The organism is Streptomyces sp. NPDC021012 (assembly GCF_044333355.1).
Lineage (GTDB): Bacteria > Actinomycetota > Actinomycetes > Streptomycetales > Streptomycetaceae > Streptomyces.
The window spans coordinates 102,441-127,610 of record NZ_JBIRQU010000019.1; the positions used below are offsets into that span (position 1 = coordinate 102,441).

Here is a 25,170-nt window from a genome sequence, read left to right on the forward strand (position 1 = left end):
ATGTGTACACGTTTCCGCTTGCTCGGGTCGAACCCGTGGAGATGCCGTTACGCGGCGCTCTGCCTGCGCCCGTCGATCAGCTCGGCGAGCTCCGCGACGCTCGCGTCGCCGATCAGCTCGCTCATCTCCAGCTGGACCGAGGTCTCCCGGAGGATGCGGTACTGCACGCCGACCGTCTGCAGCGAGGTCGCGGCGAGCTCGCGCAGGGTCCGCGTGGCGACCTCCTCGGACTCGGCCAGCTGCAGCACCTCCCGGACGGTGGTCTGCAGCCACGACAGAGTGGTGGGCTCGACGCCGGCACTCTTGTGCACTTCGGTGACTCCTTCGTTGGGTGACTGGGGGCGAGGGCCGCTCATACGGCCCTCAGCAGGACGCACATCCGCAGCCCTGACACGCTCGACGCCAGCAGGTACAGCCCGCCCGGGCGGACGTCGCCGGCCGACTGCCGGTCGACGAGGTTGATCAGCGGGTCCGCGGCGAAGCAGTGCCCGATCCTGGTGATGTTCGAGGTGTCCAGCTGGGACGGGCGGAACCCGGCCTGGACCTCCTTCATCAGCACGATCGGCAGGAAGATGTTGTTGTGCAGCAGCCCGTCGACGTCCTCGACGCGGATGCCGGCCTCGGCGAACAGCCGCTGGTTGGCCGTCTTGGCCAGGTCGGAGCTGATCTCGGTGCCCTGAAGCATGGAGGCCGGGTCCTGGGCGTGCGCGTCGGCGACCCACTCGTAGGACTCGGGAGCGCCGTCCACCCGCCGCGAGACCAGGCAGGCGGCCGCGCCGTCGCTGAACAGGGCGAAGTCGGCCAGCCGCGCGGACTCGTCGGGCACCGCGTCGGTGGTGATCACCAGCACGGTCCGGTGCCGGCCCGCGGCGACCATCGTGGCGGCCGTCTGCAGACCGGTGAGCAGGGTCGCGCACCGGTTCAGGGTGATCCCGGTGACCGGGACGTCGACGAGTCCGAGGCCGCTCAGGACCGCCGCGATCAGGTCACCGTGCTCCCCGACCTCGCCGGGGAACGTGGTGGAGCACAGCACGAGCGCGTCGACCCCGTCCGGCGCGACGCCCGCCGCGTCGAGGGTCTGCCGGCCGGCCCGTACGGCGAGCGCGGCCGTGTCGAGTTCCGTACGGCGCACGGTGCCCCAGCCCCACATCTCGGCATCGGGCACCATCCGCCGGCTCTCCACGAATTCGGCGAATCCCTCGATCTCGGAATGGTCCGTCGCGACCTCGCCGAGCACATACCTGGGCGAGCGCAGCACCACGCTCGGAATGTCAGTCGTCCTCATGTCAGCCCAACCGCCTGCGCAGGAAGTCGGCGATCAGGCGAATCGCGTTCCTGGACGTTTCGAGGACGGCCGAAAGCTGGAGAAAGCCGTGCGGAAGATCCTTGTGCGGGTGGAACTCCACCGGCACGCCCGCGCCCGAGAGCAGCTGCGCGTATTCCTCGCCCTCGTCGTACAGCGGGCAGTACTCGGCGGTCAGCAGCAGGGCCGGCGGAAGTCCGCTGTGGTCGGCCGCCTTGGCCGGTGAGGCATAAGGCGATTCGCCGTCGGCGGGATCGGCGAGGTAGTGGTCCCAGAACCAGGCCGAAGACCGCGCGTTGAAGAACATCGGATCGACGTGGTCCTTCATGGACTGCGTCGTGGCGTCATTGCGCGTCGGCGGATAGACGAGCACCTGGGCGGAGATCTCCGGCCCGCCCTTGTCCCGGGCCATCAGGGCCATGACCGCGGCGAGATTGCCGCCGGAGCTGTCTCCGGCGACGGCCATGCGGGCGGGGTCGGCGCCGAGTTCGGACGCGTGCTCCCCCACCCACCGCACGGCGGCGTAGCAGTCGTCGATGGCGGCCGGGAACGGGTTCTCGGGCGCGAGCCGGTAGCCGACGGACACGACTATGCAGGGGGTCAGGCTGGCCACCGCGCGGCAGATCGCCTCGCACGTGTCCAGGGAGCCGACGACCCAGCCGCCGCCGAAGAAGTACACCACCACGGGGAGCGGGCCGTCGTGCTCGCCCTGCGGGCGGTACACGCGCAGCGTCAGCGGACCCGTCGGACCGTCGATGTCGAAGTCGAATACCTCTTTGGGTTCTTCCACCCAATCCCAGATCTCGGCCTCGGTCTCCCGATCCGCAATCCGGGCCTGCTCCACCGGCATGGTGTACAGCGGCGTGAATCCGGTGGCGACACGATAGTCCCTGATTCCCGCGTAGAGCGGATCAAGCGGCATGAAAAATCCCTCAGCTCCCAGGACTACAGCAAGAAAATCCGAACCAACACCGAGAGTGGCACAGGCCCGGACCGCACCGGGGTAACCGAGGCGATGAGCTGCGGCGGGAACGGGTCAGCGCGATGTGTCCCTCCGATGAACTTGCCGCGGACGCGCGGGAATCGGTGGGCTCGTAAAGTCCTGCGAACTCCACTCATCGTTCGACAGGTAACAGGAGAGAACCAGTGAGTGACTTCGAAGGACTCGTGGCGATCGTCACGGGTGGCGCCCAGGGACTCGGTGCGGCCACGGCCAAACTGCTGACCAGCAGGGGCGCGAAGGTCGCCGTCCTCGACCTCAAGACGGAGGGCCTGCCGGACGACGTCTTCGCCGTCCAGGCCGACGTCGGCGACGACGCCCAGGTCGAGGCGGCGGTGGAGGCCGTGGTCGAGCGGTTCGGTCGCCTGGACATCGTGGTGAACAACGCCGGCATACCGGCGGTCGGCGACGTCACCGCGAACAGCTCCGAGGAGTGGCTGAACGTCCTGAACGTCAACGTGGTCGGCATGGTCAGGGTCGCCCGGTACGCCATGCCGCATCTGCGCCGCTCGCCCGCCGCGGCGATCGTCAACACGTGCTCGATCGTGGCGTGGGCCGGACACCAGACGCGCGCGCTGTACTCGGCCAGCAAGGGCGCCGTGTACTCGCTGACGCTGGCCATGGCGGCGGACCACGCCCGCGAGGGCGTCCGCGTCAACTGCGTCGCGCCCGGCACGGCGGACACCCCGTGGGTGGAGAACCAGCTGCAGGGGACGGAGGACCCGGAGGCCGCCAGGGAGTCGCTGATCAAGTTCCTCGCGCCGGGCCGTCTGGTGACGGCCGACGAGGTGGCGGGCGCGATCGCCTACCTGGCGAGCCCGCTGTCGAGCGCCTCCGTCGGCATGATGCTCGCCGTGGACGGCGGCCAGCACAGCCTGCGCCTGCGGCCGCAGGACCAGCAGCACCTCATCGGGCGCTGAGCCCCACACGACTTCGGCCCCGAGACCATGGACATGGTCTCGGGGCCGAAGTCGTGTGGGGGGTCTCCGCTTCTCCTACAGGACGTGCACCTGCTCCGGCACGGTGGACGGGTCGCCCGGCCACAGCCGCATCTCCCCCAGGTCCGGGCGCAGGACCACCGCGGCGACGGTGCGCTCGCGCCGGATGTCGCCGTTGTCCCGGACCAGGATCGGGGGCGTCGCGAGGAGCCGGTGGTGGCCCTCGGTGTCGCCCGCCTTCGGGATGCCGGCGTCGAGGACCGTCTGGAGGCGCCGCTTGGAGGAGTTCTTGGCGAAGATGTTGATCTCGTCCTGCTCGGCGAGCTCGGCGTCCAGGAAGTGGTTCGTGTGCGCCAGTTCGTCGCCTTCGAGGACGCGTCGCCGCGCGACCGTCGCCTCGACGCACACGGCCCGGTCCGCACCGCAGACCGTGAACGCCCGCGAGCTGGCGAGCGGCAGCTCCCGGAGGATCTCGACGGCCTGCTCGACCGTGTCCGCGGTGTCGAGGACGTGCCTGATCGCCAGGTACGGCGGCACGCCCGGCTGCCAGTCGCCGCCGAGGACGAGGTTGATGCCCACGGCGATCCCGGCGTCGTTGACACCGAGGTAGCCGAGGAGACCGGCGAAGCTGAGCACCAGGGAGCGGTGGCGCGGCCCGGAGACCGACAGCACGGCGATCTGGTCGTCGAGGTCGCCGTTCAGGTCGACCGTCTGGGCGAGCACCGGCTCGGCGCCGGCCGAGGCGTACGTGGTGCAGTCGCCGGCGGTGACCCGGCTGTAGCCGATCAGCTCGCGGCGCAGCTGCAGCAGCCAGGCCTCGTCGCGGTCGATCCCGGCGCCGGCGGCGAGGCCGTCGATCTCGGCGGCGAGGTCCGGCAGCGCTTCGGCGGTCACCGCGCGGTGGGCCGCGATCTCGGGCCGCAGCGCGTCGAGGTCGGCCGGCCGGTCGGTGAGGTGGCCGAGGCGGGCGAGCGAGTCGTCGAGAAAGCCGCGGAGCCGCCCGGCCAGCGCGCGCCCGTGGCCGAGGCCACGGGCATGCGGCGAGCCGGACAGCTCGAGGAGTGGCGCGTCGGTCACGCGCACGGGTTGACCGCCCTGCCGTCGCGGCGGAGCTGCTCCTCGACCGAGGGCCACTCGGCGCGGAGCACCGAGTAGTAGATCGCGTCGCGCCTGCGTCCCTCGGGCATCGGGTTGAAGCTGCGCATGACGCCTTCCTCGTATCCGCCGATCTTGCGCAGTCCGGCGCGGGCCTGGAGGTTGAGGACGTCGGTCTTGAACTCGACGCGCTCGGCGCCCAGGACGTCGAAGGCGTGCTGGAGCAGAAGGTACTTGGCCCAGCGGTTGATGCCCTTGCCCTGGAAGTCGACGCCGAGCCAGGACCAGCCGATCTCCAGTCGCCCGTCGGCTTCGCTCAGGTTGCCGTAGCTGGAGCTTCCGGCGACCTGTCCCGTGCTCCTGTCGACGATGACGTAGACCGCGCGCTTGCCACTGGCCTGGTCAGCGAGCATGGCGTCGAAAAACTGCTCAAAATCAGCGTCGCTCTCGACACGGGAAACGAAGTACTTCCAGATCCGGTCGTCGAACGCGATCTTGCGGAGGGGTTCACGGTCTTCCTCCGAGATCGGGTGAAGTTCGACGTGCTCGTTCTCGAGGAGCGCGGAGGCGTGCTGGGTCCAGGCGTTGTGGGTCAAGGAACTCATCCCTTCAGAGGGGCGTGGGGGCGGAGGGCGTCGACGACGTCGCCGAGGGTGCGCATCCCGGCGAGGTCGTCCTCGGTGAAGTTGTCGAGGCCGACCTCCGCGGCCTTGCACAGGGAGGTCAGGAACAGGACCTTGTTGAGCGAGGTGATCCCGTACGTCTCCACGAGGTTCTCGCCGAGGTCGAGGCCCGCGGGGTCCGGGTGGTCGCGCAGGACGCGGGAGAGCTTCTCGCGCGCCAGGGTCTCCAGGTCAGTGGGCATGGATGCCTGCCTTCGGGTTGTCGATCCGGTCTCGGTAGCGGTCCGCGATGCGCTTGCGGATCGGTTTGAACTGCGACGTGAGGAGCCCGCCCTCGACGGTGAACGGCTCGTCGGCGACGATCACGCGGATGATCCGCTCGTCGCGCTCCGACGCGGCGTTGACCGCGGCCAGGGCCTCGCCGACCGCCGCCGTGTCGACCGGTCCCGGGTGGGGCGAGACGACGGCGACCAGGCCGGCCTGGCTGGGGCAGTACACGACGCATTCGGCCACCGCTCCGGTGTCGCGGAACCGCGTCTCGATCGGCCTGACGATGATCTTCTTGGCGTTGTCGAGGACGATGACGTCGTCGCTGCGGCCGAGGATGTAGAGGAATCCGTCCTCGTCGAGGCGGCCGAGGTCCCCGGTGCGCACGATGCCGCCCGGCAGGAACATGCGCTCGCTGTCGCCCGGAGCGGCGTACGTGTACGCGGTGTTGACCGGGTGGTCGCTGCGGACGCAGACCACGCCCTCGTCGTCGATGACGATCTCCTTGCCGGGCAGTGCCCGGCCGACGCTGCCCTCGCGGTGGGCGCCGGGGTGGTTCTTGGTGGCGATGCAGGTCTCGTTGAGGCCGTAGCCCTCGAAGATCGGGAGGCCGGCCTCGGTGTAGAACCTGAGCGTGGCCGGGTCGGCGGGGGCCGAGCCCGTCCACAGGTAGCGGATGCGGTCGCCGAAGAGTTCGGCGGCGGCCTCGGCCGGTTCGACGCCCCCGGCGATGACGCCTTCGACGTGCCGCTTGGCCGCGTCGAAGAAGGCGGGGACGCCCATGACGACGGTGGGGCGGACGAACGGGAGCACGGCGAAGACGGACTGGTACGTCGTGATCGTGATGTCGTGGCCCCAGTACAGCGCCGAGTACAGCCAGTAGCGCTGCTGGAGGAGCGAGAGCGGCAGGAACGTCAGGATGTCGTCGCCCGGCTTGTGCTCGAACACGCTCTGCACGGCGTGCAGCGAGGAGTCGATGCTGCCGACGGTGGCCTCGAGTCCCTTGGGCACACCGGTGGACCCGGACGTGAACTTGACGGTCGTGCACTGCGCCGCGTCCCACTGCTCCGGCTCGAACCCCTCGGGGTCCTCCTCGGCGTAGTCGGCGACGGCCGAGATCGGCAGGACCCGGGCCGGGGCGTCGTCGGGCAGCCGGACGTCGGTGTAGAGGGCGTCGAGGCCGTAGCGCTCGACCAGTTCGGCGTCGGGGCTGAACTTGCCGGGCTCGAACCCCGCGGTCTGCGCCCCGAGCATGAGCGCCGCGACGTCGAGCAGGACCCATTCGAGCCGGTTGGCCGAGAGGATGCCGATGCGGTCGCCCGCGCGGACGCCCCGGCGCCCCAGCGCCGCGGCGACGGCCCGTGCCCGGTCGTGGAACTCGGACAGCGGCAGGGTGGTGCGGTGGCCGAGGCCCGTGACGGTGAGGGAGCCGTCGTGCGTGGGCCGCTCGCCGATGACGCTGTTGATGATCGATACGGTCATCGCTGCTCGCCGGTGCCGAAGAAGCGGGTGTCCGCGAGGGTGCAGCGGCTGCCGGGCTCGACCAGGTCGACCGCGTCGGGCCAGGCCTCGACGGCCGGGATGCCGAGGGCGGCGGCGAGCTTGGCCGAGAAGCGCGGCATCAGCGGCGCCGACGCGGTGGCGAGCAGGCGGGCCGCGGCCAGTTCGAGCGAGAGGGCGGTACGGGCCTCGGAGCTCCAGCGGCCGTCGTGCGCCAGGGCCGCCTGCTGACGGGAGAAGGCGCGGACGTCGGTGACGATGCCGTCGAGCGCGGCCGTGGCGGCCGTCAGCGAGAACCCCTCCGGGTTGAGGGCGGCCGTGACCTCGTCGAGCCGTACCGACAGGCGGGTGAGGAACGCGGTCTGTTCGGTCGTCCAGGTGCCCGCGTCGGGGGCGAGGCCGTCGAAGTGCTTCCCGACGCGCTCGCCGAGGCCGGTGAGCCACTCCTGCCACTCGCCGACGAGGGTGTCCGCGCAGGCGCGGTCGAACTCGGCGCGGCGGAAGTCGGTGCGCTCGCCCTCGGGCCGGGTGCGGGAGAGGTAGTAGCGCACCGCGTCGACGGTGTCGGGGGTGAGGATCTCCTTGCCCCAGATCGCGTGCCGCCGGCTGGTGGAGAACTTCTGGCCCTCCAGCAGGTAGAACTCGTTGACGTGGTAGTCGATGTCCGGGTTCCACTCGGGGTGGGCGAGCGCGTACAGGACCGGGTAGAGGATCGCGTGGTAGAAGCTGTTGTCGTACCCGAAGAAGTGGACGATCTTCCAGTCCTGGGAAGGCGCCTCCTTCGACCACTGCCGCCCCATCCCGGCGCCGAGCTGCTCGATGCCGTGCAGGAAGCCGTGGCTCATCTCCGGCCAGACCCAGATGACCTGTCCGTCCAGGTCGTCCTCGGCGGGCCGCACGCCCCAGTCGGAGGGGTGCGAGACCGGCAGGTCGAGCGTCTTGCGGGCGAAGACCCGCTCGGCCAGTTCCCGCAGCCGGACCGGGACCCGGCCGAGCTTGTGGTGGTCGGCGACGGCGTCGGCGAACTCGTGCAGCGGCAGGGTGTAGCGCTCGATGTCGGCGGTCTTCGGCGCGGCGTCGCTCAGGCGCGAGGCCGGATCGACGAGGTCGGCGACGAGGTTGGGCTCGCCGCACTCCTCGCAGATGTTGCCGCCCGCGCCGTGCGAGCAACTGGGGCAGGTGCCGCCGACGTTGACCTCGTAGAGGTAGTCGCCGGTCTCGGCGTCGAGCAGGGCGGGCGTCGCCTTGGGGCTGACGCGCCCGGATTCGACGAGCCGGGTGAAGTAGCGCTGGAGGCCCTCGTCGTAGCCGTCCTCCACGCTCGTGGCGTAGTACTCGTCGACGCTGATGTCCATCGCCTTGAGCGTCTCGGCGATCTCGGCCGAGAAGTGCGCGGCGACCTCGGCGTTCGTGGAGCCCTGGCGGGCGGCGACGGCCGTGACGTAGCTCTGGTAGTCGTCGCTGCCGGTCAGGTGCCACGCCTGGTTGCCGAGGAGCCGCTGGTAGCGGACGTAGACGTCGGCGCCGAGGTACGGGCCGGAGAGGTGACCCAGGTGGAGGTCGCCGTTCGGGGTCGGGGGCGTGGAGAACACGAACTGGGGGCGGTCGGTGTGGTTCGCGCGGACGCGCGACGTCGCCGACGCCCGGGCGCGGGCCGAGTCGCGCCAGTACTGGGTGAAGAAGACCAGGTCCGTCTCGCCGGTGTTGGTGATGATGTGCGACTCGAACGGCTCGAAGAGCACCACGGTGCCCGGCCGGACCGGGTGGACGCGGCCGTCGACGGTCAGCTCGCCCGTACCGGCGACGATGACGAAGAACTCGGTCTCGTCGTGCCGGTCCGTGTTCGAGGAGGCACCGGGGGCGACACGGCCCCAGCCGGCACCGACGCCGAGACCCTCGACCGAGGACATCTCGATGCCGAAGGCTTCGGACAGTTCGGATTCGCTGTACTGGTTGAGGATCATGACTGCCTCTGTAGTAGCGGGGAGGTGGACCCGGTCGGTGTGAGGTCCAGGGCGGCGACGGTCTCGGCGGCGATGGCCGGGGCCAGGCGGTAGCCGGAGCCGTTCGCGGCTCCGGCGAAGACCAGGCCGGGCAGCAGCTCGGCGACGACGGGCTCGCGGTGGGGGCTGTACGCGTCGCAGAAGACCCGGCCCGAGGTGCACCGGTCCACCAGGCCGGGCGCGAAGCGGCCCAGGACGGCCCGGGCGTCGTCGAGGTCGGACGGCTCCAGGACGGGGCCGACGTCCTCGGGGGTGACGTCCCAGCGGTCGCAGGTGTAGCTGAACAGGTAGTGGCCGCGCTCGTGGAGCGGCAGGAGGAAGGCGTCCTCGTCGTGGAAGACCACGAGCGGATCGCCGGGCGCGGGAGCCCCTTCGAGATGGGTGGCGACGACCTTCTTGACGCGCAGCCCGAGCGGAGCGACGAGCTCGGCCCAGGCGGGGTGCGCGATCCACGGGCCGGGGGCCAGGACGACCCGGCGGGCGAGCAGCTCCCGCCCCGGGCCGAGAGCGAGGCGGTGGTACTCGCCGTCCGAGGAGAGTTCCGTGACCTCGGTTCCCTCCAGGACGGTCACCCGGTCGCGGAGCCCGGCCAGAACCCGCCCGGCGACCGCCTGGACGTCGGCGTGGTGGCAGCCGTCCAGGTCCCACGCCCGGGCGCCCGGCAGGGCCGCCCAGTCGCCGGCCGGGACGGTCTCGTCACCGAGCCGCACGTACACGGGGGACACCGCGTCGACGTCTCCGGACGAGACGACGGTGGCGTCCACCGTGCGGATCGGCAGGTCGAGTTCGGCGGCCAGCTGCTCCCAGACGCCCTGGGAGTACGCGGACATGGACCTGACGCGCTCGGTCCCGCCGCGCGGGAAGTGGACGCCGGCCGAGCGGCTGGAGGCGCCCTGGCCGACCATGCCGCGCTCCAGGACGGCGACGGTCGCGCCGGGGAACGCCGCCACCGCCTCACGGGCGATGAGCGCGCCGATGACCCCACCGCCGACGACGGCGAGGTCTACGCGGTCCACTGCGTGCCCCGTCCGCTCTTGGCCGACCAGTCGATGAACGACGTCGCCAGCTCGGGGGCGCCGCAGCCGCGCAGGCGGTTGGCGATGCGCTGGGCCCGCCAGGCGTTCAGGCTCAGGTTCACGTCGGGCAGGCCGCGCTGGCCGCGCACCGCGTTCTGCACGAAGATCCGCCGGTCCGGCGGGCCGTCCCAGGAGATCGCGAAGTCCTCGTCGACGCGGACCTCGCCGTTCTCGGTCTCGATGCGGTCCTTCAGGGGGTCGAGGAACGACTTGGGGGCGGGACGGAAGCCGCTCGCCCACACCACCGCGTCGACCGGAAGGCACTGGCTCTGGCCGGACTCGTCGTTGTGACGCAGCGTCACCTCGAACGTTCCGGCGGCCGTGCGGTCGGCGGACACGACGGTCCGGTTGGGCATCAGACCGAAGCGGTGCTCGTCCCGCTCGATGAACTGGAGCCGGTACAGCTGCTGGTAGATCGCGCGCAGGGTCGACTCGGAGATCCCGTCCGAGCTCAGCAGGTGGGCCGAGTTGAGCTCGGCGCGCTTGGACTCCGACAGCCGGTAGAAGTACTCGGAGTACTCCGGCATGTAGAAGTCGTTGGTGAAGGTCGAGTCGTCGATCGGGAAGTAGTTGCGGCGCCTGGAGATCCAGGAGACCCAGGCCGGGCGCTCGGCCTCGGGCCGGGAGATGAGGTCGAGGAAGGCCTCGGCCCCGGACTGGCCGCCGCCGACCACGGCGACCCGCTTGCCGGCCAGCTTCTGCGCGTGGTTCAGGTACTGGCTGACGTGGAACTGGCCCGCGCCCTGGTACGGGACGGCGAACTCGGGCACCCACGGCACGGTGCCGACACCCACGGCGATGTTGTCGGCGGTGACCTGCCGGCGATCGGTGGTGACGCGGAAGACGCCGTCGAAGTCGACCCGCTCGACGGTCTCGGAGAAGACCACGTTCTCGTTCTTCTCGGCCGCCCAGGCCAGGTAGTTGCGGAACTCGGTGCGCGGCACCTCCGCGAACTGGGCGTTGAGGAAGTGGTAGATCCGGCCGTGCTCGTGCAGGTACGACAGGAACGAGAACCGGTTCGTCGGGTCGGAGAGGCTCACCAGGTCCTTGAAGATCGACACCTGGAGGGTCGCGCCGTTGATCATCTGGTCGTCGTGCCAGGTGAAGCTCGGCTTGCGGTCGAAGAAGAGGTTCGGCTGCTCCGCATCGCCGTGCAGCAGCGCGGCCAGACTCAGGTTGGCTGGTCCTGCGCCGATGCCGACGAGCCGGAGGTGACTGGCCTGCTCGGCGGCACCGGACGCCGCCATCGGCTTCTGTACGGGTCCCACGAAAGGTCCTTCCTGTGGAGGTGCAGGTCTTTGGCACGTTTCACGCCGCCTTGGCGAGGCGCCATCGGTGTCTGGCCGTAGGCCGGGATCAGTGCTTCGTTCTCGGGCGGTTGTCTGGGGAGTGCGACGGCGGCCCTCCCCGGCCCTCCTTCACAGGGCGTCGGCGATCGTCATCTCGATGACTTCGGAGGACCCTTCGTAGATCCGCAGGGGACGGATCTGGCGGTAGAGCCGCTCCATCGGGCTGCCCGCGACGAGCCCGGCGGCGCCGAAGATCTGGACGGCACCGTCGACGATCTCGCCCGCGGCCTCGGTGGCGTAGAGCTTCGCCGCCGAGGAGTGCTTGGCGTGATCGTGGTCGAGGTCCATCGCCCAGGCGGCGCGGGCGGTCAGCAGCGCGGCGGCCGAGAGCTTGACGTCCATGTTCGCGAGGGAGGACCTCACGAGCTGGAGGTCGGCGAGCCGGCCGCCGTACGCCTTGCGGGTACGGGCATGGCCGCGGGCGAGGCCGAAGGCGCGCCGGGCGAAGCCGAGCGCGGCGCCGGCCACGGTCGCCCGGGCCCGCTCCAGGATGTCGAGCGCGACCACGATTCCCTGGCCGCGCTCGCCGAGCACGGCCTCGGGGCCCACGCGGACGTCGGTGAAGGTCAGTTCGGCCCAGGAGCGCGGCGCGATCGCGCCGATGGGCTCGGCCTTGAGGCCGAGGGCGTCGCCGTCGACGAGGAAGGTGGTCAGGCCCAGCGGTCCCGGGCCGTCGCCCGTGCGAGCGAGGACCACGCACACATCGGCGATGTCGCCCTGCGCGATCCAGGTCTTGGTCCCGTTGAGGACGAAGCCGTCCCCGTCGGGGGTCGCCTCCAGCACCGCGGCGGCGAGGTCGGAGCCCGCGCCGGGCTCGGAGAGGGCCAGCGCCCCCGCACGGGTCCCGTCGGCCAGGCCCGGCAGTTCGCGGCGACGCTGCTCCTCGGTGCCGTGGCGGGCTATCGCGGCGGCGGTGAGCTCCTGGATCGAGTACGTGAAGTCGGCCAGGTCCTCGTGGTACGCGAGGGCTTGCCGCCTCAGGCACAGGGACCTCATGTCGGAGTCCGGCTGGTCGGGGTCGAGGTGGCGCAGCCACCCCGCCCGGCCGAGCTCGGTGAGCAGCTCCCGTCCGGCCGCGGCCGGATCGGTGGTGTCCAGCGTCGCCCACGCCCCGGCCCGGTCCGCGCACCACTGCCCGATCTCGTCGGCGAGCGCGCGGTGGGCGTCGTCGTACAGCGGCAGGGTGAGGATGCCGGGGTCGAACACTTCGGAGAGACTCATCGTGATCCTCACTCAGACGGGCGGTGCGGCGAGCTGCTCGGAGAACGGACGGAAGGGGAATCCAGCCGACCGGTCCGCTCGGCTTCGATGGACGAGGCGGCGGAGGGGGAGCGTGCGATGCCCGCCGTGCCGCGCCGGCCTCGGCCGGATGTCCTCCGGCACGCCGCGGGTCATGGGGCGGACTCCTCCCGGAAGGCCGTCGGCCACGTACAGGGGAAGCTACGGCCCCTCCGGCGCCGGGCGCGTCCGCGACAAGTTCATCCGCCGGGACGCGTGGCGGTTACAGCGCTCCCCCACCCCTGCGCACCGCGTTTACTCCGCCGTCCGGGACAGGAAAAAGGACGTCCGGGGCGGCCGCCGGTCGATGAAATTCCGTTCCCGAGGACCGGACGGCACGGATTCCACCCGGGTAATCGCCGCGCGTACCCGATCCGCCCTCCCGTAAGCCGGAGGGCCGTGGTGGATGAGCCTGTCGCGGACGCGCGGGCCGCGGGCGGGTTCGTACGTTGCCTTTCCATGTGGTGGTTCGGACGCGCCCTCCGATCGGTCGGGCGCTTCCACTACGGAGGTCCTGTAGTGATCGGGGTGGAATCGTGATGCGGGTAGTGGTGGTCGGTGCGGCCGGCTATATCGGCGGAGAGCTGCTGCGGCTGCTGATCGGCCACCCCGAGGTCGAGGTGGTGGGCGCGGTCTCCTCGCGTTTCCCCGGCAAGCGGGTCGACGGGGTGCACCCGAATCTGCGGGCCTCGACCGATCTGCTGTTCTGCTCCGCCGACGAGGTCGAGGAGTGCGACGCGGTCTTCCTGGCCCTGCCGCACCGGGCCGCCATGGCCCAGGTCGAGCACTGGGCCCAGCGGGCCAAGCTCGTCATCGACCTGACCGGTGACTTCCGCCTCGACGACACGAAGGTCTTCGAGCGCTACTACGGCAGCGAGCACCAGGCCCCGCACCTGCTGGACTCCTTCGTGCCCGGCCTGCCCGAGCTGCACCGCGAGCGGCTGCGGGGCGCGGACCTGATCAGCGTGCCCGGCTGCATGGCCATGGCCGGCGTCCTCGCCCTCTACCCGCTCGTCGCGCACGACCTGATCGACACGGAGGCGGGCGTCCAGCTCGACGCCCGCACCGGCTCCAGCGGCTCCGGATCCACCGCCGGCCCGGCGAACCTGCACGCCGAACGAAGCGGCGCGATGCGGGTGTTCGCCCCCACCAGCCACCGGCACGAGGCCGAGATCTCCCAGCACCTGGGAATTCCCGTGGCGATGACCGCCACCGGCGTCGAGGCCGTCCGCGGCGTCCAGAGCATCGGTCACCCCACCCTGCGCCCCGGCGTCGGCAAGTCCGCCATCCGGCGCGCCTATCGCGAGCAGTACGCCGATGAGCCCTTCGTCCGCGTCGTCGCCCACCAGCGCGGCATCTTCCGCTTCCCCGACCCGAAGATCCTCCTGGGGTCCAACTTCTGCGACGTCGGTTACGCCCTCGACGAGGACACCGGACGTCTGACGACCATCGGCGCCCTCGACAACCTCGTCAAGGGCGGTGCGGGCAACGCCGTCCAGTGTCTCAACATCCGCATGGGCTGGCCCGAAAACTTCGGCCTCACCTTCCCAGGCCTCCACCCCCTCTAGACCTCGCCCACCGGAGAGACCGTGACCACCGCACCACTCACCGTCGTCAAATGCGGCGGCAATCCGGCCGTCGACGCCGCGAGCATCTGTGCCGACATCGCCCGCCTCGTCCACGAAGGGCACTCGATCGTCCTGGTCCACGGAGGATCCGGAGAGATCAAGCGGCTCGCCGGGGAACTGGGCGTGCCCCAGCGCACCCTGGTAGCCCCGGACAACGTCTCCACGCGCTACACCGACCCGGCCACGCTCGAAGTGGTCGTCCTCGCGCTGGCCGGCTCGGTCAAGCCCAAACTGGTCGCCGAACTCGCCCGCCACGACGTGCCCGCGGTCGGACTCACCGGCATGGACGGCGGCATGCTGCGCGCCCGCCGCAAGTCCGCCATCCGCTCCGTCGTCGACGGCCGCACCGTGCTGATCCGCGACAACCACAGCGGCCGGCTCACCTCGGTCCGCACCGAACTGCCCGAGGCGCTGCTGCGCCTCGGCTACGTCCCGGTCGTCTCGCCGCCCGCCATCGACGAGCACGACCAACCGGTCAACGTCGACGCCGACCGCGCCGCGGCGGCGCTCGCCGCCGCCCTCGGCGCCGACCAGCTGCTGCTGCTCACCGGGGCACCCGGCGTACTCGCCGACGTCGACGACCCCACCAGCGTGCAGAGCACCCACTGCATATCCCCGACGGGCCGTCCCGACGCCTCCGCCACCGGCGGCATGGCACTCAAACTCATCGCCGCACGTGAGGCACTCACCGGCGGAGTCGGCACCGTACGCATCGCTGACGGACGCGGCCCCGCCCCCGTCAGCCAGGCACTCGCAGGCGCCGGCACCACGGTGCGCATCGCCCCTGCCGAGGAGCCGGCCCACAGCTCACGCGAAAAGGAGATCCGCGCATGACCGAACCGAAGGGCAAACCAGCCGTGTGGCAGGGCGGCACGGTCTGGCTGACCGGACTGCCGAGCGCGGGCAAGACCACGATCGCGACGGGCCTCGCCGAGCGCCTGCGGGCCGAGGGACACCGGGTGCAGGTGCTCGACGGCGACGAGGTCCGTGCGGCGCTCTCGAAGGACCTGGGCTTCTCCAAGGAGGACCGGGACACCAACGTGCGCCGGATCGGCTACGTCTCCGGACTGCTCGCCGCCCACGGCGTCACCGTGCTGGTGCCGGTCATCGCCCCGTACGCGGTGTCCCGGGAGGCGGTGCGCGACCAGCACGCCGCGCAGGGCGTCCCCTATCTGGAGGTACACGTGGCGACTCCGGCGGAGATCTGCGCCGACCGCGACGTGAAGAGCCTCTACGCCAAGCAGGCCGCGGGCGAGATCAGCGGCCTCACCGGCGCGGACGACCCCTACGAGGCACCGGTCGCCCCCCAGCTCCGCATCCACACGGAGAACCAGACCGTCGAGGAGTCGGTCCAGCAGGTGTACGCGGCGCTCACCGAGCGGGGTCTGTCATGACCATCGCCCCGCCCCTGCCCGCCGTCCCGCGGCACGCCCCGACGCCGCCCCCGCTGACCCACCTCGAAGCGCTGGAAGCCGAGGCGGCCCACATCTTCCGTGAGGTAGCGGGCGAGTTCGACCGGTCGACGCTGCTGTTCTCCGGCGGCAAGGACTCGATCGTCATGCTGCACGTGGCGCTCAAGGCGTTCGCCCCGGCACCCCTGCCGTTCTCGCTGCTGCACGTGGACACCGGCCACAACTTCCCCGAGGTGATCGCCTACCGCGACCGCGTCGTCGAGCGGTACGGCCTCCACCTCGACGTGGCGTCCGTCCAGTCGTACATCGACGACGGAAGGCTCCGCGAGCGTCCCGACGGCACCCGCAATCCGCTGCAGACCGTGCCCCTGCTCGACGCGATCCGCGGCGGCCGCTTCGGCGCGGTGTTCGGCGGCGGCAGGCGGGACGAGGAGAAGGCGCGCGCCAAGGAGCGGGTGTTCAGCCTGCGGGACGAGTTCGGCGGCTGGGACCCGCGCCGGCAGCGGCCCGAGCTGTGGCAGCTCTACAACGGTCACCACCAGCCGGGCGAGCACGTACGGGTCTTCCCGCTGTCCAACTGGACCGAGCTGGACGTCTGGCAGTACATCGAGCAGGAAGGCATCGAACTGCCGGAGATCTACTTCGCGCACCGGCGCGAAGTGTTCCAGCGCGACGGCATGTGGCTGGCGCCCGGCGACTGGGGCGGCCCCCGGGACGGTGAGTCCCTGTGCGAGCGCCAGGTCCGGTACCGGACGGTCGGCGACATGTCCTGCACCGGCGCGATCGAATCGTCGGCCTCGACGGTGGGCGCCGTGATCGCGGAGATCACGGCGAGCCGGGTGACCGAGCGCGGTGCGAGCAGGGCCGACGACCGACTGTCCGAGGCCGCCATGGAGGACCGCAAGCGAGAAGGGTACTTCTAGATATGTCAACGGGCGTCACGGAAGAGGTAGTTCAGAGCGACGCGTCCGACCGGTTCCCGGGTGGCCTGCTGCGGCTGGCCACCTGCGGCTCGGTCGACGACGGCAAGTCCACCCTGGTCGGACGGCTGCTGTACGACACCAAGTCCGTTCTCGCCGACCAGGCGGCGGCCATCGAGGAGGTGTCGCGCAGGCGGGGCCAGGAGGCGCCCGACCTGGCGCTCCTCACCGACGGCCTGCGGGCCGAGCGCGAGCAGGGCATCACCATCGACGTGGCCTACCGCTACTTCGCGACCGCCCGCCGCCGCTTCATCCTGGCCGACACCCCCGGGCACGTGCAGTACACCCGGAACATGGTGACCGGCGCCTCCACCGCCGACCTCGCCGTGGTCCTCGTCGACGCCCGCAGCGGCGTCATCGAGCAGACCCGCCGGCACGCGGCGGTGGCCGCGCTGCTGCGCGTCCCGCACGTGGTCCTCGCCGTCAACAAGATGGACCTGGTCGACTACCAGGAGTCCGTCTTCGCCGCGATCGCCGAGGAGTTCACGACGTACGCATCCGAGCTCGGCGTCCCGGAGATCACCGCGATCCCGATCTCGGCGCTCGCCGGCGACAACGTCGTGGAGCCGTCCGCCAACATGGACTGGTACGGCGGCCCGACCGTCCTGGAGCACCTGGAGACCGTCCCGGTCAGCCAGGACCCGGCCTCCTGCCAGGCCCGGCTGCCCGTGCAGTACGTGATCCGCCCGCAGACCGCGGAGCACCCCGACTACCGGGGCTACGCCGGTCAGATCGCGGCCGGCACCTTCCGGGTCGGCGAGCCGGTGACCGTGCTGCCCTCGGGCCGCACCTCCCGGGTCTCCGGGATCGAGCTGCTCGGCGACTCCGTGGACGCCGCCTGGGCGCCGCAGTCGGTCACCCTCCTCCTGGAGGACGACATCGACATCTCGCGCGGCGACCTGATCGTGCCGACCGGCGACGCCCCGGCCACCGCACAGGACGTCGAGGCGACCGTCTGCCACGTCGCCGACCGGCCCCTGACGGTGGGTCAGCGGGTGCTGCTCAAGCACACCACCCGCACCGTCAAGGCGATCGTCAGGGAGATCCCGTCCCGGCTCACCCTGGACGACCTCTCCCAGCACCCGGCCCCGGGACAGCTGGTCGCCAACGACATCGGCCGGGTCGTGGTCCGCACGGCCGAGCCGCTCGCGCTCGACTCCTACGCGGACTCCCGCCGTACGGGTTCGTTCCTGCTGATCGACCCCGCGGACGGCACCACGCTCGCGGCCGGCATGGCGGGCGACTCCTTCGCCACCGCCACGACTCCGGTCGCGGTGGACGAGGAGGGATGGGACTTCTGAGAACCGCCGACGCGGCCGCCCTCCTTCACGAAGGTTGTGAAGGAGGGCGGCCGCGTCGGCTCTTCCGTTCAGCTCTTCGGCTCGGACAGGACGCAGAACTCGTTCCCCTCCGGGTCGAAGAGGGTCACCCAGTGCTGGCCCTCCTGCACGGGGTCGGCGCGCCGGGCACCGAGGGAGATCAGCCGGGCGATCTCGGCCTCGTGGTCGTCGGGGCGGAAGTCGGGGTGGAGCCGGTTCTTCAGGGCCTTGCCCTCGGGGACGGGGACGAAGAGCAGCCCCGGCAGCCGGTCCGGCTCGGGCCGGATCTCGATGATCTCCTCGGATTCGTCGACCACTACCCAGCCGAGCGCCTCGGCCCACCAGCGCCCGAGGGCGATGGGGTCGGCGGAGTCGACGGTGATCTGTTCCCATTCGAGTGCCATAGGCGTGAGCATAGACATGTGCGGAGCCGGCAGGCTGCCAGGGCTGGAGGGACCGCCGTCGACCGCCCTACCGCTCTTCCCCCGTCAAAGGGAGCGGTGGACGCGGACCGTGCGGGGATCCGGGGAGTTCACCGCGACGGCAGCGGCATGACCGGCTGCCAGCGGGAGGTCGGTGAGGCGCCAGCCCGGAAGGTCGCCGCGTACGTCGTCCGCCGCGAGGTCGCGGCCGAGGCCGGTGCCCAGGCCCTTGAGGTAGGCCTCCTTGCGGGCCCACAGGCGGGCGAAGACCGCCGGCCGGTCTTCCGGGGCCGCGGCCTCGACCTCCTCGCATTCCGACGGATGCAGCAGTTGCGCGATCTGCTCCACGGCCTCGGGCTCCGGCACGGGCTCCGCGTCGACGCCGATCGGAACGGGTGCGACGCCGATCAACACCAGATCCCGGCTGTGGGAGAGCGAGAATTCCAGGGGGGCGGACGCCAGTACGGGCCGCCCGTGCGGCTCCCCGCAGCACGGGCAGGGGGCGCGGGTGAAGCGAAGCGCATCGGGGGGCGCACCGGTCAGACCGGACAGGACCGTGCGGAGCGCCACGTGGGCGAAGGCGTAGACCGTACGGTCACAGCCGTGGGTGAAGGACGCCATGCGACGGCGTTCCTCCTGGTCCAGCACCGACAGGTCGAGCGAAGACGCCGAGATGCCGTCCGGAACCCGGAGCGCCCATATGCGCACGTCGCTCGTGTCGCACGCTTCGGCGCCCGTGGGAAATTCCATTGTCGTACCCCCGAGGGGCCTGTTCCCAGAAATGTCGACAGCCGTTCTCTCCAGCCGGCGTCCCGTGGTCCCGTAGCGGAAGCGGACCCGGTCCTCATGGGCGGGCTCTGAGAGCCTGCCGCTGGAGGACCGGGTCCTGCTGGTCGTCGCGCTCCGGAAGCGATGGGTACCGGACGCGGACAAGTCCTTGATCGCCTCGGGTTTACTCGCCCCAGTCCTCTTCGACCTCGGGCGCGAGGGCGAGCATCGTGGGGTTCAGGGCCACGATCTCCAGCTCGCTGCGACAGCCCACGCACTCCAGGATCTCGTTGAGCCGTGCCGACTCACCGATCTGTACGTGCTCCTCGCACTCCGGGCAGGCCTGCCCGATGGTCTCGGTCGCGGTCATGGTCATGAGATGCATTCCTTTCGATCGGTACTACCGGAGCGGGCCGCCGTGTCGAGGGCGGTACGGACCGCCCTCACGACTCGCTCCGCGGTGAGGTCGTAATGCGCGACGAGGTGCTCCTGGTTGCCCACCTCGTCGACGAACTTGTCCGGCATGCCCAGCCTCAGCACCCGCGTGGGCGCCTCCTCCGACAGGGTCTCGGCCACCGCGCCGCCGAGGCCGCCGCCGCGCCAGTGCTCTTCCAGCGTCACCACGAGCGAGGCGGGCCGGGCCGCGGCCACCAGCGTCTCCGTGTCGAACGGCCGCAGGGTGTGCATGTTCAGCACGGTGGCCTCGATGCCGTGTCCGGCGAGGACCTCCGCTGCCTCCAGGACGGCGAGCACCGGGTAGGGGCCGCAGGCGGCGAGCACCACGTCGGAGCCCTGCCGGAGTGTCTGCGCCTTCCCGATGACCGGTGGCGGGGCCGCCGGCAGTGCCGGGGTCGCCTTGCGGCCGAGTCGTACGTAGAGCGGTCCGGGCAGGTCCAGGCTCTGCTCGACGAACGCCTCGGTGGCGGCGGCGTCGGCCGGCACCACCACGGTCATCCCGGGCAGCACCCGCATCACGGCGAGGTCTTCCAGGGCCTGGTGCGTCGGACCGAGGTGGCCCGCGGAGAGACCGCCGTGCGTGGCCATGATGCGGACGGGCAGCTTGTTGTAGGCGATGTCGATCTTGATCGCTTCCAGCGCCCTGGACGTGGCGAAGGCGGCCATCGTGTTGACGAACGGGATCCGCCCGCACGCGGCCATACCGGCGGCCGTGCCCATCAGGTTGTGCTCGGCGATACCGAGGTTGAGGTACTGGTCACCGGCCTCCGCGGCGTATTCCGCGTTGAACAGACCGGTGTCGGAGTCCAGGCACATCAGCTCGGGGTGCCGCTTCAGCAGGGGAAGCAGACTGTCCCGGTACGCCTCCCGGGTCGCGCGGCTCATCCGGTGGCCTCCATGGCTTGCAGGGCGCGGGCCGCCCGGGCGTGGTTGCGCGGCGACAGGGTCACGTAGTGACTGGCGCTGCGGCCGGCGAGGAACGGAAGGCCTTGGCCCTTGACCGTGCGGGCGATCAGCACGCTCGGTTTGCCCGGTTCCCACGGGGCGGCGTCGAGATGGTCCGCCAGCCGGTCCGGGTCGTGGCCGTCCACGTCGCGGACCGCCCAGCCGAAGCTGCGCCAGCGGTCGGCCAGCGGCTCCATCGGCGCGATGCCGTCGGTGGCACCGGTCAGCTGGAGGCCGTTGCGGTCGACCACCACGACCAGCCGGTCGAGTCGCAGGGACGCGGCCGAGATGGCCGCCTCCCACACCGAGCCCTCCTGGAGCTCGCCGTCGCCGAGCAGGACGAAGGTGCGCGAGTCACGGCCGGCGTACCGGGCGGCGAGCGCGAACCCGACGCCCAGCGAGAGTCCGTGGCCGAGCGAACCGGTCGGCAGCTCCACACCGGGCACCGCACGCACCGGATGGCCCATCAGCCTGCTGCCGGGACGCCCGTATCCGGCGAGTTCCCCGACCGGGAAGAAGCCCCGTTCGGCCAGCGTCGCGTAGAGGCCGATGGCGGCGTGGCCCTTGCTGAGCAGGAAGCGGTCGCGGTCCGGGTCGTCCGGCCGCTGCGGGTCCACGTTCAGCACCGAGAAGTACAGGGCGGCGAGGATGTCGGCGCTGGAGAACGCGCCGCCGAGGTGGCCGCCCTCGGGCCCCGCGCACATGTCGACGACGTGGGACCGGATGCGGGCGGCGACCTTGTCCAGGGCGACCCGCTCCAGAACCGGGGCGACGGTCATGAGGCCGCCTTCGCCAGCGTGGCCACCATGTCCTTGTTCGCCCACACCTTCTCGAAGGCGTCCGCGTACAGCCCGAGCAGCTCGCCGGCGCCCGGGTGCAGGTGGCGCTTCTGGATGGTGAGCGAGTCGGCGATGACCGCTCGGGTCACCGGGTAGCCCTCGCCCGCGGTGGTGCCGGGCGCGTCGGTCACGGCCCACGGGTAGCCGGAGCCGAAGCCGACGCGTTCCGTGAAGACCTTCTGGTCGGGCAGCGGCATCAGCTGGTACTGCGACAGCGGCACGCCCTCGGCGCGCATCAGTCGCCGCACCGCCGAGCGCATGGCCTCGGGCCGCACGCCGTCGAGGCCGAAGGCGGCGGGGTCGAAGCGGAAGCGCAGGATGTGCCAGGCGTGGGTGGTGTCCGGCAGCGCGGTCGGCACCGTCAGGCCCGGCAGCTCGGCCAGGCGCGCGAGGAAGCCGGTGACGTTCTCCTGCCGGGCCTTCTCGTAGGCGTCGAACCGGTCGAGCTGGGCGATGGTGAACGCGGCCTGGAGGGCGTTCATCTTGTAGTTCCAGCCCAGGCCGTACGAGATGTAGTCGCGGTCCCGGCCGGCCTCGATGTCCTCGCCGAACTGCCGTCCGCGGCGCATCTTCGCGGCCAGCGCGGCGTCCTGGGTGACCAGCAGGCCGCCCTCGCCGCAGGTCGGGATGTTCTTGCTGACCTGGAGGCTGAAGGCGCCCGCGTCACCGATCGAGCCGACCGGTCGTCCGCGGTGGGTCGCGCCGGGAGCCTGGGCGGCGTCCTCGACGATCGCGAGGTCGTACTTGCGGGCGATCGCGGTGAGCCGGTCCATGTCGGCGGGCGCGCCGTGCAGGTGCACGGGGATGATCGCCTTGGTCCGGGGGGTGATCCGGCGCTCGACGTCGTCCGGGTCGATGTTGAAGGTGACCGGGTCGATGTCGGCGAAGACCGGCACCGCCATCTGGTGCACGGGGGCGAGCCCGGTGGCGATGAAGCTGAACGCGGGAACGATCACCTCGTCGCCGGGGCCGATGCCGAGCGCCGCCAGGGCGAGGGCCAGGGCCGCGGTGCCGTTGGACACCGCGACGCAGGTCTCGTGGCCGAAGCGGCGGGCCCAGTACTCCTCGAGTTGGGACACCGCGTTCACGCCGTCGGTGTCGGACACCAGGCGGGGGCCGTCGAGCGCGTCGAGGACGGCCTTGCGGTCCTCGTCTTCGATCAGCGGCCACTGCACGTGACGCCGGTCCTTCGGTACGACCGCCGTACCGCCGAACGCTGCCAGCTTGCTCATCACTCTCCAGTCCGCTCAGTCGCGGAGGTCGGTACGGGTACGTTCACAGCCGTGCCGCAGCCACGGCGACGGCGTCGACCGCGCGCGCGTAGGCGGCGCGCAGCAGCGTGGCGTGGTGCGCGATGTCGGGGGCGGCCGCACGCGGGTCGCCGTGGCCGTGCGCGCCGGTGAACCGCAGTCCGGTCCACGCGTGGGCGACGGTCTCGACCGCGCGGCCCGCCCCGGCGAGCACCGGGTCGTCCCAGTCGCGGCCGCAGCGGCGCAGCAGTTCGCCGTGGAGCGAGGCCTGCGCCTGCATGGCCCAGCCGAACGGGTACAGCTCGCGCAGCGCGCCCGCGTCCCCCGCCTGGCACCGCTCCACCAGTTCCGCGGCGAACGCGTCGTACCCGGCGAGCCCGGTGCGGGCGGAGGTCTCCGTGGTGAAGCCCTCGATGTTGGCGCGCAGGTAGCCGCCGAGCAACTCCGGCGTCAGGGGCGCCGGCTGCGTGCCGAGACGGACGTCGAGGCAGCGGCGGCCGATCTTCGAGTCGCTGAAGAAGGCGTCCTGCACGTCGGTCGGATTGACCGAGCCCCAGCTGCTCAGGAACTCCTTGATGGGCACGGCGCCACGGAAGGCCGGCGGCATCGCGTCCGAGACGTGGACCACGCCACGCGTCTCGTCCAGGCCGTAGATCACCACGAGGTGGGCGGCGTGCACATCCCCGTACGCGGGCCTGAACGGCAGGTGGAAGTTGTCCACGGCGGCGATGACGAGCCGGTCGTCGGCCAGGTGCTCGCGCACCTCGCGCCACACGTCGCCCTCGTCGGCGGGCTGCCACCAGCGGGCACTCAGGTCGTGGTGCGGGGCGAGGGCCCGGCCCAACTCACCATCGGCACAAGGGTAGTAGAACTCTTCGGGCCTGACGTCGCCCGGCAGGTGCAGGAACTGCCAGCCCGCGCCGAGCACGGCCAGCGGGTCGGCGCCCTCTCGGGCCAGCAGCGAGCCGAACGTGGCCTGCAGGCAGCTGATGAGGTCGCGGTACCAGAGCTCGGGCTCGGGGCCGGTGACCGTGTACGTACGTGCCGTCGCCTCGGCGGCCATGTCAGGACTCCGTCCGCTGCAGGGTGAGGGCGAAGACGTGCACCGCGACGTTGCGGGGCAGCAGGATTCCGGTGAGGCCGGCGCGCCGGGTGACCGGGATCCGCTGCGCCCACATGACCGCGGGGATGCCGCGCTGCGCGTGGTGCGGGTAGTGCATGACGAGACTCTCGAAGGCCTTGACCTCGCCGAACCACGCGGGCGCCGCCCAGAAGTCGGAGACCCGGAGCGCCTCCGCGTCGACCGAGCCGTCGGCGAAGTTCAGCTGGACGGTGTCCTCGCTGCGCCGCTCGGACGCGGCCAGCACGTGGATCCAGTCGTAACGGCCCTCCGGGACGCGGATGAACTGCCCGTCGCAACGGACGTTGTCCGGCCCTTCGCAGACAGGGGGGAACTGGAAGGGGACGCCGTCCACGTGGACGAGGCTTCCGCCCGCAGGCAGGTATTCGGCGGCGAAGGAGTTCCTCCACACATTGAATTCACCCGCCTTGGTGTCCGTCACCGCGGAAATGGCCGTGTTGTTGCGATGGTCGGAAATATCGACCGTGTCGCACAGTTCACTTCTGATGGGGGGTACCGAAATTTCCGTCAAGTTCACTGAAAACCTTCTCAAGTCTCAACAGCCCGGGGCTGCCGAGGACCGGACTGTCGGTCGCTCTCTCCGCCCGCGCCCCGATTACCTTGAATGCCTGAAACGCTGTCCTGTGCACTCGCCGGACAATCATCCTGATCATTTCTGCCGGGACGCTCACGGCCGCAGTGCGGCAGCGCGCAGCTTCTCGTAGTACGGCATGTGGTAGTCGAGATAGGCGCTCAGCTTCGGGTCCGCCGCGACGGTCTCGACCGCCGCGCCCGAGCTGCGCGCGAAGCCGGCGGTCTGGCTGGTCGACTGGTGCCACTTGCTGGTCGACTGCCACTCCGAGCGCATGCCCGGCTGCCAGCTGAGCGCCTCCGGAACGAAGGGGATGCCCACCGCCTCGCAGTACGCGCGCACGGTCTCGGCCGGGCGGTCGAGCAGATCGTCGGAGTCGATCACGACCGGCGTGGTTCCGGTGGCGGCCTGCACCGCGGTGAAGATCTCGTACAGCCGCTCGAAGCCGATCTCGTCGCGGCCGAGGTCCGGGTTCAGCTTGTGGTGCGAGGCGATGGCCTCGGCCGGATGGCGAATGATGAACGTGTGGGTCGCGGCCGCGAGGAATTCCTCGTCGGCGAGGAGCGCCGGGTAGTGGAAGTCCGTCGTGTCCTTGAAGAACACCGGCTTTTCCACGGCGATCGCGCGCAGCGCCGCGAGCACGTCCTGCTCATTGTGCGCGATCCGGTCGCCGACCTGCACCTCGCCGAAGTCGACCACCAGGGAAAGCGGTTCGTGCACGACGGCATGGTCGTCGCGCTCGGCCATCATCCGCGCGAACGCGGTGGACCGGCAGCGCGGCGCGCTCCACAAAGCGAGTACCGGGATCTTCTCCGGCGTGTGTCCCACGATTTCCCCCTCTACTCCGGCGTGCCGTGAACTTTTCCGGCAGACACCGGAACCCGGTTCAGCGTGGCACGGCACGGATGGATACCGGGTAATCAGGGCTTGTAATCGTGTGGGGGTGGGTCAGCGGGGTGTGTCGTTGTGGATGAGCTTGTTGCGGATGTTGGGGGGTGGGGGGTGCT

General features: G+C 71.0%; 26 protein-coding genes. 6 read left to right on the forward strand and 20 right to left on the reverse strand.

Annotated features, from left to right (window positions below; genetic code table 11):
- Positions 1–47: 47 nt before the first annotated feature.
- Genes ACH4TP_RS37035 through ACH4TP_RS37045 form a run of 3 tightly spaced genes read right to left on the reverse strand, consistent with a single transcriptional unit; the run spans position 48 to position 2,225 of the window.
- Positions 48–311 carry an acyl carrier protein gene (locus ACH4TP_RS37035; protein ID WP_398440331.1) on the reverse strand — a complete coding sequence of 88 codons (264 nt, stop codon included), beginning with the start codon at positions 309–311 and terminating at the stop codon, positions 48–50.
- 41 nt (positions 312–352) lie between these two features.
- On the reverse strand, positions 353–1,285 hold the full coding sequence (locus tag ACH4TP_RS37040) for a 3-oxoacyl-ACP synthase (protein ID WP_389237498.1): 933 nt from the start codon (positions 1,283–1,285) through the stop codon (positions 353–355).
- Position 1,286: 1 nt separating this feature from the next.
- On the reverse strand, positions 1,287–2,225 hold the full coding sequence (locus tag ACH4TP_RS37045) for an alpha/beta hydrolase (RefSeq protein WP_389237496.1): 939 nt from the start codon (positions 2,223–2,225) through the stop codon (positions 1,287–1,289).
- 224 nt (positions 2,226–2,449) lie between these two features.
- Here ACH4TP_RS37045 and ACH4TP_RS37050 point away from each other — a divergent pair, with 224 nt between their 5' ends.
- Positions 2,450–3,223: an SDR family NAD(P)-dependent oxidoreductase gene (locus tag ACH4TP_RS37050; RefSeq protein ID WP_389237494.1), complete on the forward strand. Its 774-nt coding sequence runs from the start codon at positions 2,450–2,452 to the stop codon at positions 3,221–3,223.
- Between the two features lie 75 nt (positions 3,224–3,298).
- Here ACH4TP_RS37050 and ACH4TP_RS37055 read toward each other — a convergent pair whose 3' ends face one another.
- From ACH4TP_RS37055 to ACH4TP_RS37090, 8 genes are all read right to left on the reverse strand, one after another.
- On the reverse strand, positions 3,299–4,318 hold the full coding sequence (locus ACH4TP_RS37055) for a C45 family autoproteolytic acyltransferase/hydolase (protein WP_398191139.1): 1,020 nt from the start codon (positions 4,316–4,318) through the stop codon (positions 3,299–3,301).
- A complete protein-coding gene (locus ACH4TP_RS37060) occupies positions 4,315–4,932 on the reverse strand; it encodes a GNAT family N-acetyltransferase (protein WP_398191142.1) in 618 nt (205 codons plus the stop codon). The genes ACH4TP_RS37055 and ACH4TP_RS37060 overlap by 4 nt, the downstream gene beginning before the upstream one ends.
- Before the next feature lie 5 nt (positions 4,933–4,937).
- Positions 4,938–5,201, reverse strand: coding sequence for an acyl carrier protein (locus ACH4TP_RS37065; RefSeq protein ID WP_398191145.1), 264 nt, complete (start codon positions 5,199–5,201; stop codon positions 4,938–4,940).
- Positions 5,191–6,708 (reverse strand): AMP-binding protein, encoded by a 1,518-nt coding sequence (locus ACH4TP_RS37070; RefSeq protein ID WP_398440332.1) that lies wholly within the window; start codon positions 6,706–6,708, stop codon positions 5,191–5,193. The genes ACH4TP_RS37065 and ACH4TP_RS37070 overlap by 11 nt, the downstream gene beginning before the upstream one ends.
- The gene (locus ACH4TP_RS37075) at positions 6,705–8,690 is read right to left on the reverse strand and encodes a class I tRNA ligase family protein (protein ID WP_398440333.1); all 1,986 of its coding nucleotides are present in this window, start codon (positions 8,688–8,690) and stop codon (positions 6,705–6,707) included. Before ACH4TP_RS37075 ends, ACH4TP_RS37070 begins: the two co-directional genes overlap by 4 nt.
- Complete coding sequence (locus ACH4TP_RS37080; protein WP_398440334.1) at positions 8,687–9,745, reverse strand: NAD(P)/FAD-dependent oxidoreductase; 1,059 nt, start codon at positions 9,743–9,745, stop codon at positions 8,687–8,689. The genes ACH4TP_RS37075 and ACH4TP_RS37080 overlap by 4 nt, the downstream gene beginning before the upstream one ends.
- A complete protein-coding gene (locus tag ACH4TP_RS37085) occupies positions 9,733–11,052 on the reverse strand; it encodes a lysine N(6)-hydroxylase/L-ornithine N(5)-oxygenase family protein (protein ID WP_389237667.1) in 1,320 nt (439 codons plus the stop codon). The genes ACH4TP_RS37080 and ACH4TP_RS37085 overlap by 13 nt, the downstream gene beginning before the upstream one ends.
- Before the next feature lie 171 nt (positions 11,053–11,223).
- Positions 11,224–12,375, reverse strand: a complete 1,152-nt coding sequence (locus tag ACH4TP_RS37090; protein WP_398191154.1) for an acyl-CoA dehydrogenase family protein — start codon at positions 12,373–12,375, stop codon at positions 11,224–11,226.
- A gap of 596 nt (positions 12,376–12,971) precedes the next feature.
- On the opposite strand from ACH4TP_RS37090, the gene argC reads away from it, so the two are divergent.
- The 5 genes from argC to ACH4TP_RS37115 are packed head-to-tail and all read left to right on the forward strand — an operon-like array spanning position 12,972 to position 17,753.
- Positions 12,972–14,000 carry an N-acetyl-gamma-glutamyl-phosphate reductase gene (gene argC, locus ACH4TP_RS37095; RefSeq protein ID WP_389237477.1) on the forward strand — a complete coding sequence of 343 codons (1,029 nt, stop codon included), beginning with the start codon at positions 12,972–12,974 and terminating at the stop codon, positions 13,998–14,000.
- 21 nt (positions 14,001–14,021) lie between these two features.
- Positions 14,022–14,894 carry a [LysW]-aminoadipate kinase gene (locus ACH4TP_RS37100; protein WP_389237475.1) on the forward strand — a complete coding sequence of 291 codons (873 nt, stop codon included), beginning with the start codon at positions 14,022–14,024 and terminating at the stop codon, positions 14,892–14,894.
- Complete coding sequence (gene cysC / locus ACH4TP_RS37105; RefSeq protein ID WP_389237473.1) at positions 14,891–15,454, forward strand: adenylyl-sulfate kinase; 564 nt, start codon at positions 14,891–14,893, stop codon at positions 15,452–15,454. Before ACH4TP_RS37100 ends, cysC begins: the two co-directional genes overlap by 4 nt.
- A complete protein-coding gene (gene cysD / locus ACH4TP_RS37110) occupies positions 15,451–16,395 on the forward strand; it encodes a sulfate adenylyltransferase subunit CysD (protein ID WP_389237471.1) in 945 nt (314 codons plus the stop codon). The genes cysC and cysD overlap by 4 nt, the downstream gene beginning before the upstream one ends.
- 2 nt (positions 16,396–16,397) lie before the next feature.
- Positions 16,398–17,753: a sulfate adenylyltransferase subunit 1 gene (locus ACH4TP_RS37115; protein WP_389237469.1), complete on the forward strand. Its 1,356-nt coding sequence runs from the start codon at positions 16,398–16,400 to the stop codon at positions 17,751–17,753.
- A gap of 68 nt (positions 17,754–17,821) precedes the next feature.
- Here the strand turns inward: ACH4TP_RS37115 and ACH4TP_RS37120 are convergent, their stop codons facing one another.
- The 9 genes from ACH4TP_RS37120 to ACH4TP_RS37160 form a co-directional block, all read right to left on the reverse strand.
- Positions 17,822–18,175, reverse strand: coding sequence for a VOC family protein (locus ACH4TP_RS37120; protein WP_389237467.1), 354 nt, complete (start codon positions 18,173–18,175; stop codon positions 17,822–17,824).
- A gap of 84 nt (positions 18,176–18,259) precedes the next feature.
- On the reverse strand, positions 18,260–18,943 hold the full coding sequence (locus ACH4TP_RS37125; protein WP_398440335.1) for a 4'-phosphopantetheinyl transferase family protein: 684 nt from the start codon (positions 18,941–18,943) through the stop codon (positions 18,260–18,262).
- Between the two features lie 202 nt (positions 18,944–19,145).
- Positions 19,146–19,337, reverse strand: a complete 192-nt coding sequence (locus ACH4TP_RS37130; RefSeq protein ID WP_389237463.1) for a lysine biosynthesis protein LysW — start codon at positions 19,335–19,337, stop codon at positions 19,146–19,148.
- Positions 19,334–20,302: a transketolase family protein gene (locus ACH4TP_RS37135; protein ID WP_398191164.1), complete on the reverse strand. Its 969-nt coding sequence runs from the start codon at positions 20,300–20,302 to the stop codon at positions 19,334–19,336. The genes ACH4TP_RS37130 and ACH4TP_RS37135 overlap by 4 nt, the downstream gene beginning before the upstream one ends.
- Positions 20,299–21,141, reverse strand: a complete 843-nt coding sequence (locus ACH4TP_RS37140; RefSeq protein WP_389237459.1) for a transketolase — start codon at positions 21,139–21,141, stop codon at positions 20,299–20,301. The genes ACH4TP_RS37135 and ACH4TP_RS37140 overlap by 4 nt, the downstream gene beginning before the upstream one ends.
- On the reverse strand, positions 21,138–22,433 hold the full coding sequence (locus ACH4TP_RS37145; protein ID WP_389237457.1) for a DegT/DnrJ/EryC1/StrS family aminotransferase: 1,296 nt from the start codon (positions 22,431–22,433) through the stop codon (positions 21,138–21,140). The genes ACH4TP_RS37140 and ACH4TP_RS37145 overlap by 4 nt, the downstream gene beginning before the upstream one ends.
- A 43-nt stretch (positions 22,434–22,476) precedes the next feature.
- Positions 22,477–23,514: a BtrH N-terminal domain-containing protein gene (locus ACH4TP_RS37150; protein WP_389237455.1), complete on the reverse strand. Its 1,038-nt coding sequence runs from the start codon at positions 23,512–23,514 to the stop codon at positions 22,477–22,479.
- 1 nt (position 23,515) lies between these two features.
- Positions 23,516–24,013 carry a hypothetical protein gene (locus ACH4TP_RS37155; RefSeq protein ID WP_389237453.1) on the reverse strand — a complete coding sequence of 166 codons (498 nt, stop codon included), beginning with the start codon at positions 24,011–24,013 and terminating at the stop codon, positions 23,516–23,518.
- 246 nt (positions 24,014–24,259) lie between these two features.
- Positions 24,260–24,991 carry a sulfotransferase family protein gene (locus tag ACH4TP_RS37160; protein WP_398191169.1) on the reverse strand — a complete coding sequence of 244 codons (732 nt, stop codon included), beginning with the start codon at positions 24,989–24,991 and terminating at the stop codon, positions 24,260–24,262.
- Positions 24,992–25,170: the final 179 nt, after the last annotated feature.

What these genes read in the sequence shown, in the direction of transcription:
- ACH4TP_RS37040 (WP_389237498.1), bottom strand. Translation starts at nt 1,285, where the DNA reads ATGAGGACGACTGACATTCCGAGCGTGGTGCTGCGCTCGCCCAGGTAT.
- ACH4TP_RS37045 (WP_389237496.1), bottom strand. Translation starts at nt 2,225, where the DNA reads ATGCCGCTTGATCCGCTCTACGCGGGAATCAGGGACTATCGTGTCGCC.
- ACH4TP_RS37065 (WP_398191145.1), bottom strand. Translation starts at nt 5,201, where the DNA reads ATGCCCACTGACCTGGAGACCCTGGCGCGCGAGAAGCTCTCCCGCGTC.
- ACH4TP_RS37070 (WP_398440332.1), bottom strand. Translation starts at nt 6,708, where the DNA reads ATGACCGTATCGATCATCAACAGCGTCATCGGCGAGCGGCCCACGCAC.
- ACH4TP_RS37075 (WP_398440333.1), bottom strand. Translation starts at nt 8,690, where the DNA reads ATGATCCTCAACCAGTACAGCGAATCCGAACTGTCCGAAGCCTTCGGC.
- ACH4TP_RS37085 (WP_389237667.1), bottom strand. Translation starts at nt 11,052, where the DNA reads ATGGCGGCGTCCGGTGCCGCCGAGCAGGCCAGTCACCTCCGGCTCGTC.
- ACH4TP_RS37090 (WP_398191154.1), bottom strand. Translation starts at nt 12,375, where the DNA reads ATGAGTCTCTCCGAAGTGTTCGACCCCGGCATCCTCACCCTGCCGCTG.
- argC (WP_389237477.1), top strand. Translation starts at nt 12,972, where the DNA reads ATGCGGGTAGTGGTGGTCGGTGCGGCCGGCTATATCGGCGGAGAGCTG.
- cysC (WP_389237473.1), top strand. Translation starts at nt 14,891, where the DNA reads ATGACCGAACCGAAGGGCAAACCAGCCGTGTGGCAGGGCGGCACGGTC.
- cysD (WP_389237471.1), top strand. Translation starts at nt 15,451, where the DNA reads ATGACCATCGCCCCGCCCCTGCCCGCCGTCCCGCGGCACGCCCCGACG.
- ACH4TP_RS37115 (WP_389237469.1), top strand. Translation starts at nt 16,398, where the DNA reads ATGTCAACGGGCGTCACGGAAGAGGTAGTTCAGAGCGACGCGTCCGAC.
- ACH4TP_RS37120 (WP_389237467.1), bottom strand. Translation starts at nt 18,175, where the DNA reads ATGGCACTCGAATGGGAACAGATCACCGTCGACTCCGCCGACCCCATC.
- ACH4TP_RS37125 (WP_398440335.1), bottom strand. Translation starts at nt 18,943, where the DNA reads ATGGAATTTCCCACGGGCGCCGAAGCGTGCGACACGAGCGACGTGCGC.
- ACH4TP_RS37130 (WP_389237463.1), bottom strand. Translation starts at nt 19,337, where the DNA reads ATGACCATGACCGCGACCGAGACCATCGGGCAGGCCTGCCCGGAGTGC.
- ACH4TP_RS37135 (WP_398191164.1), bottom strand. Translation starts at nt 20,302, where the DNA reads ATGAGCCGCGCGACCCGGGAGGCGTACCGGGACAGTCTGCTTCCCCTG.
- ACH4TP_RS37140 (WP_389237459.1), bottom strand. Translation starts at nt 21,141, where the DNA reads ATGACCGTCGCCCCGGTTCTGGAGCGGGTCGCCCTGGACAAGGTCGCC.
- ACH4TP_RS37145 (WP_389237457.1), bottom strand. Translation starts at nt 22,433, where the DNA reads ATGAGCAAGCTGGCAGCGTTCGGCGGTACGGCGGTCGTACCGAAGGAC.
- ACH4TP_RS37150 (WP_389237455.1), bottom strand. Translation starts at nt 23,514, where the DNA reads ATGGCCGCCGAGGCGACGGCACGTACGTACACGGTCACCGGCCCCGAG.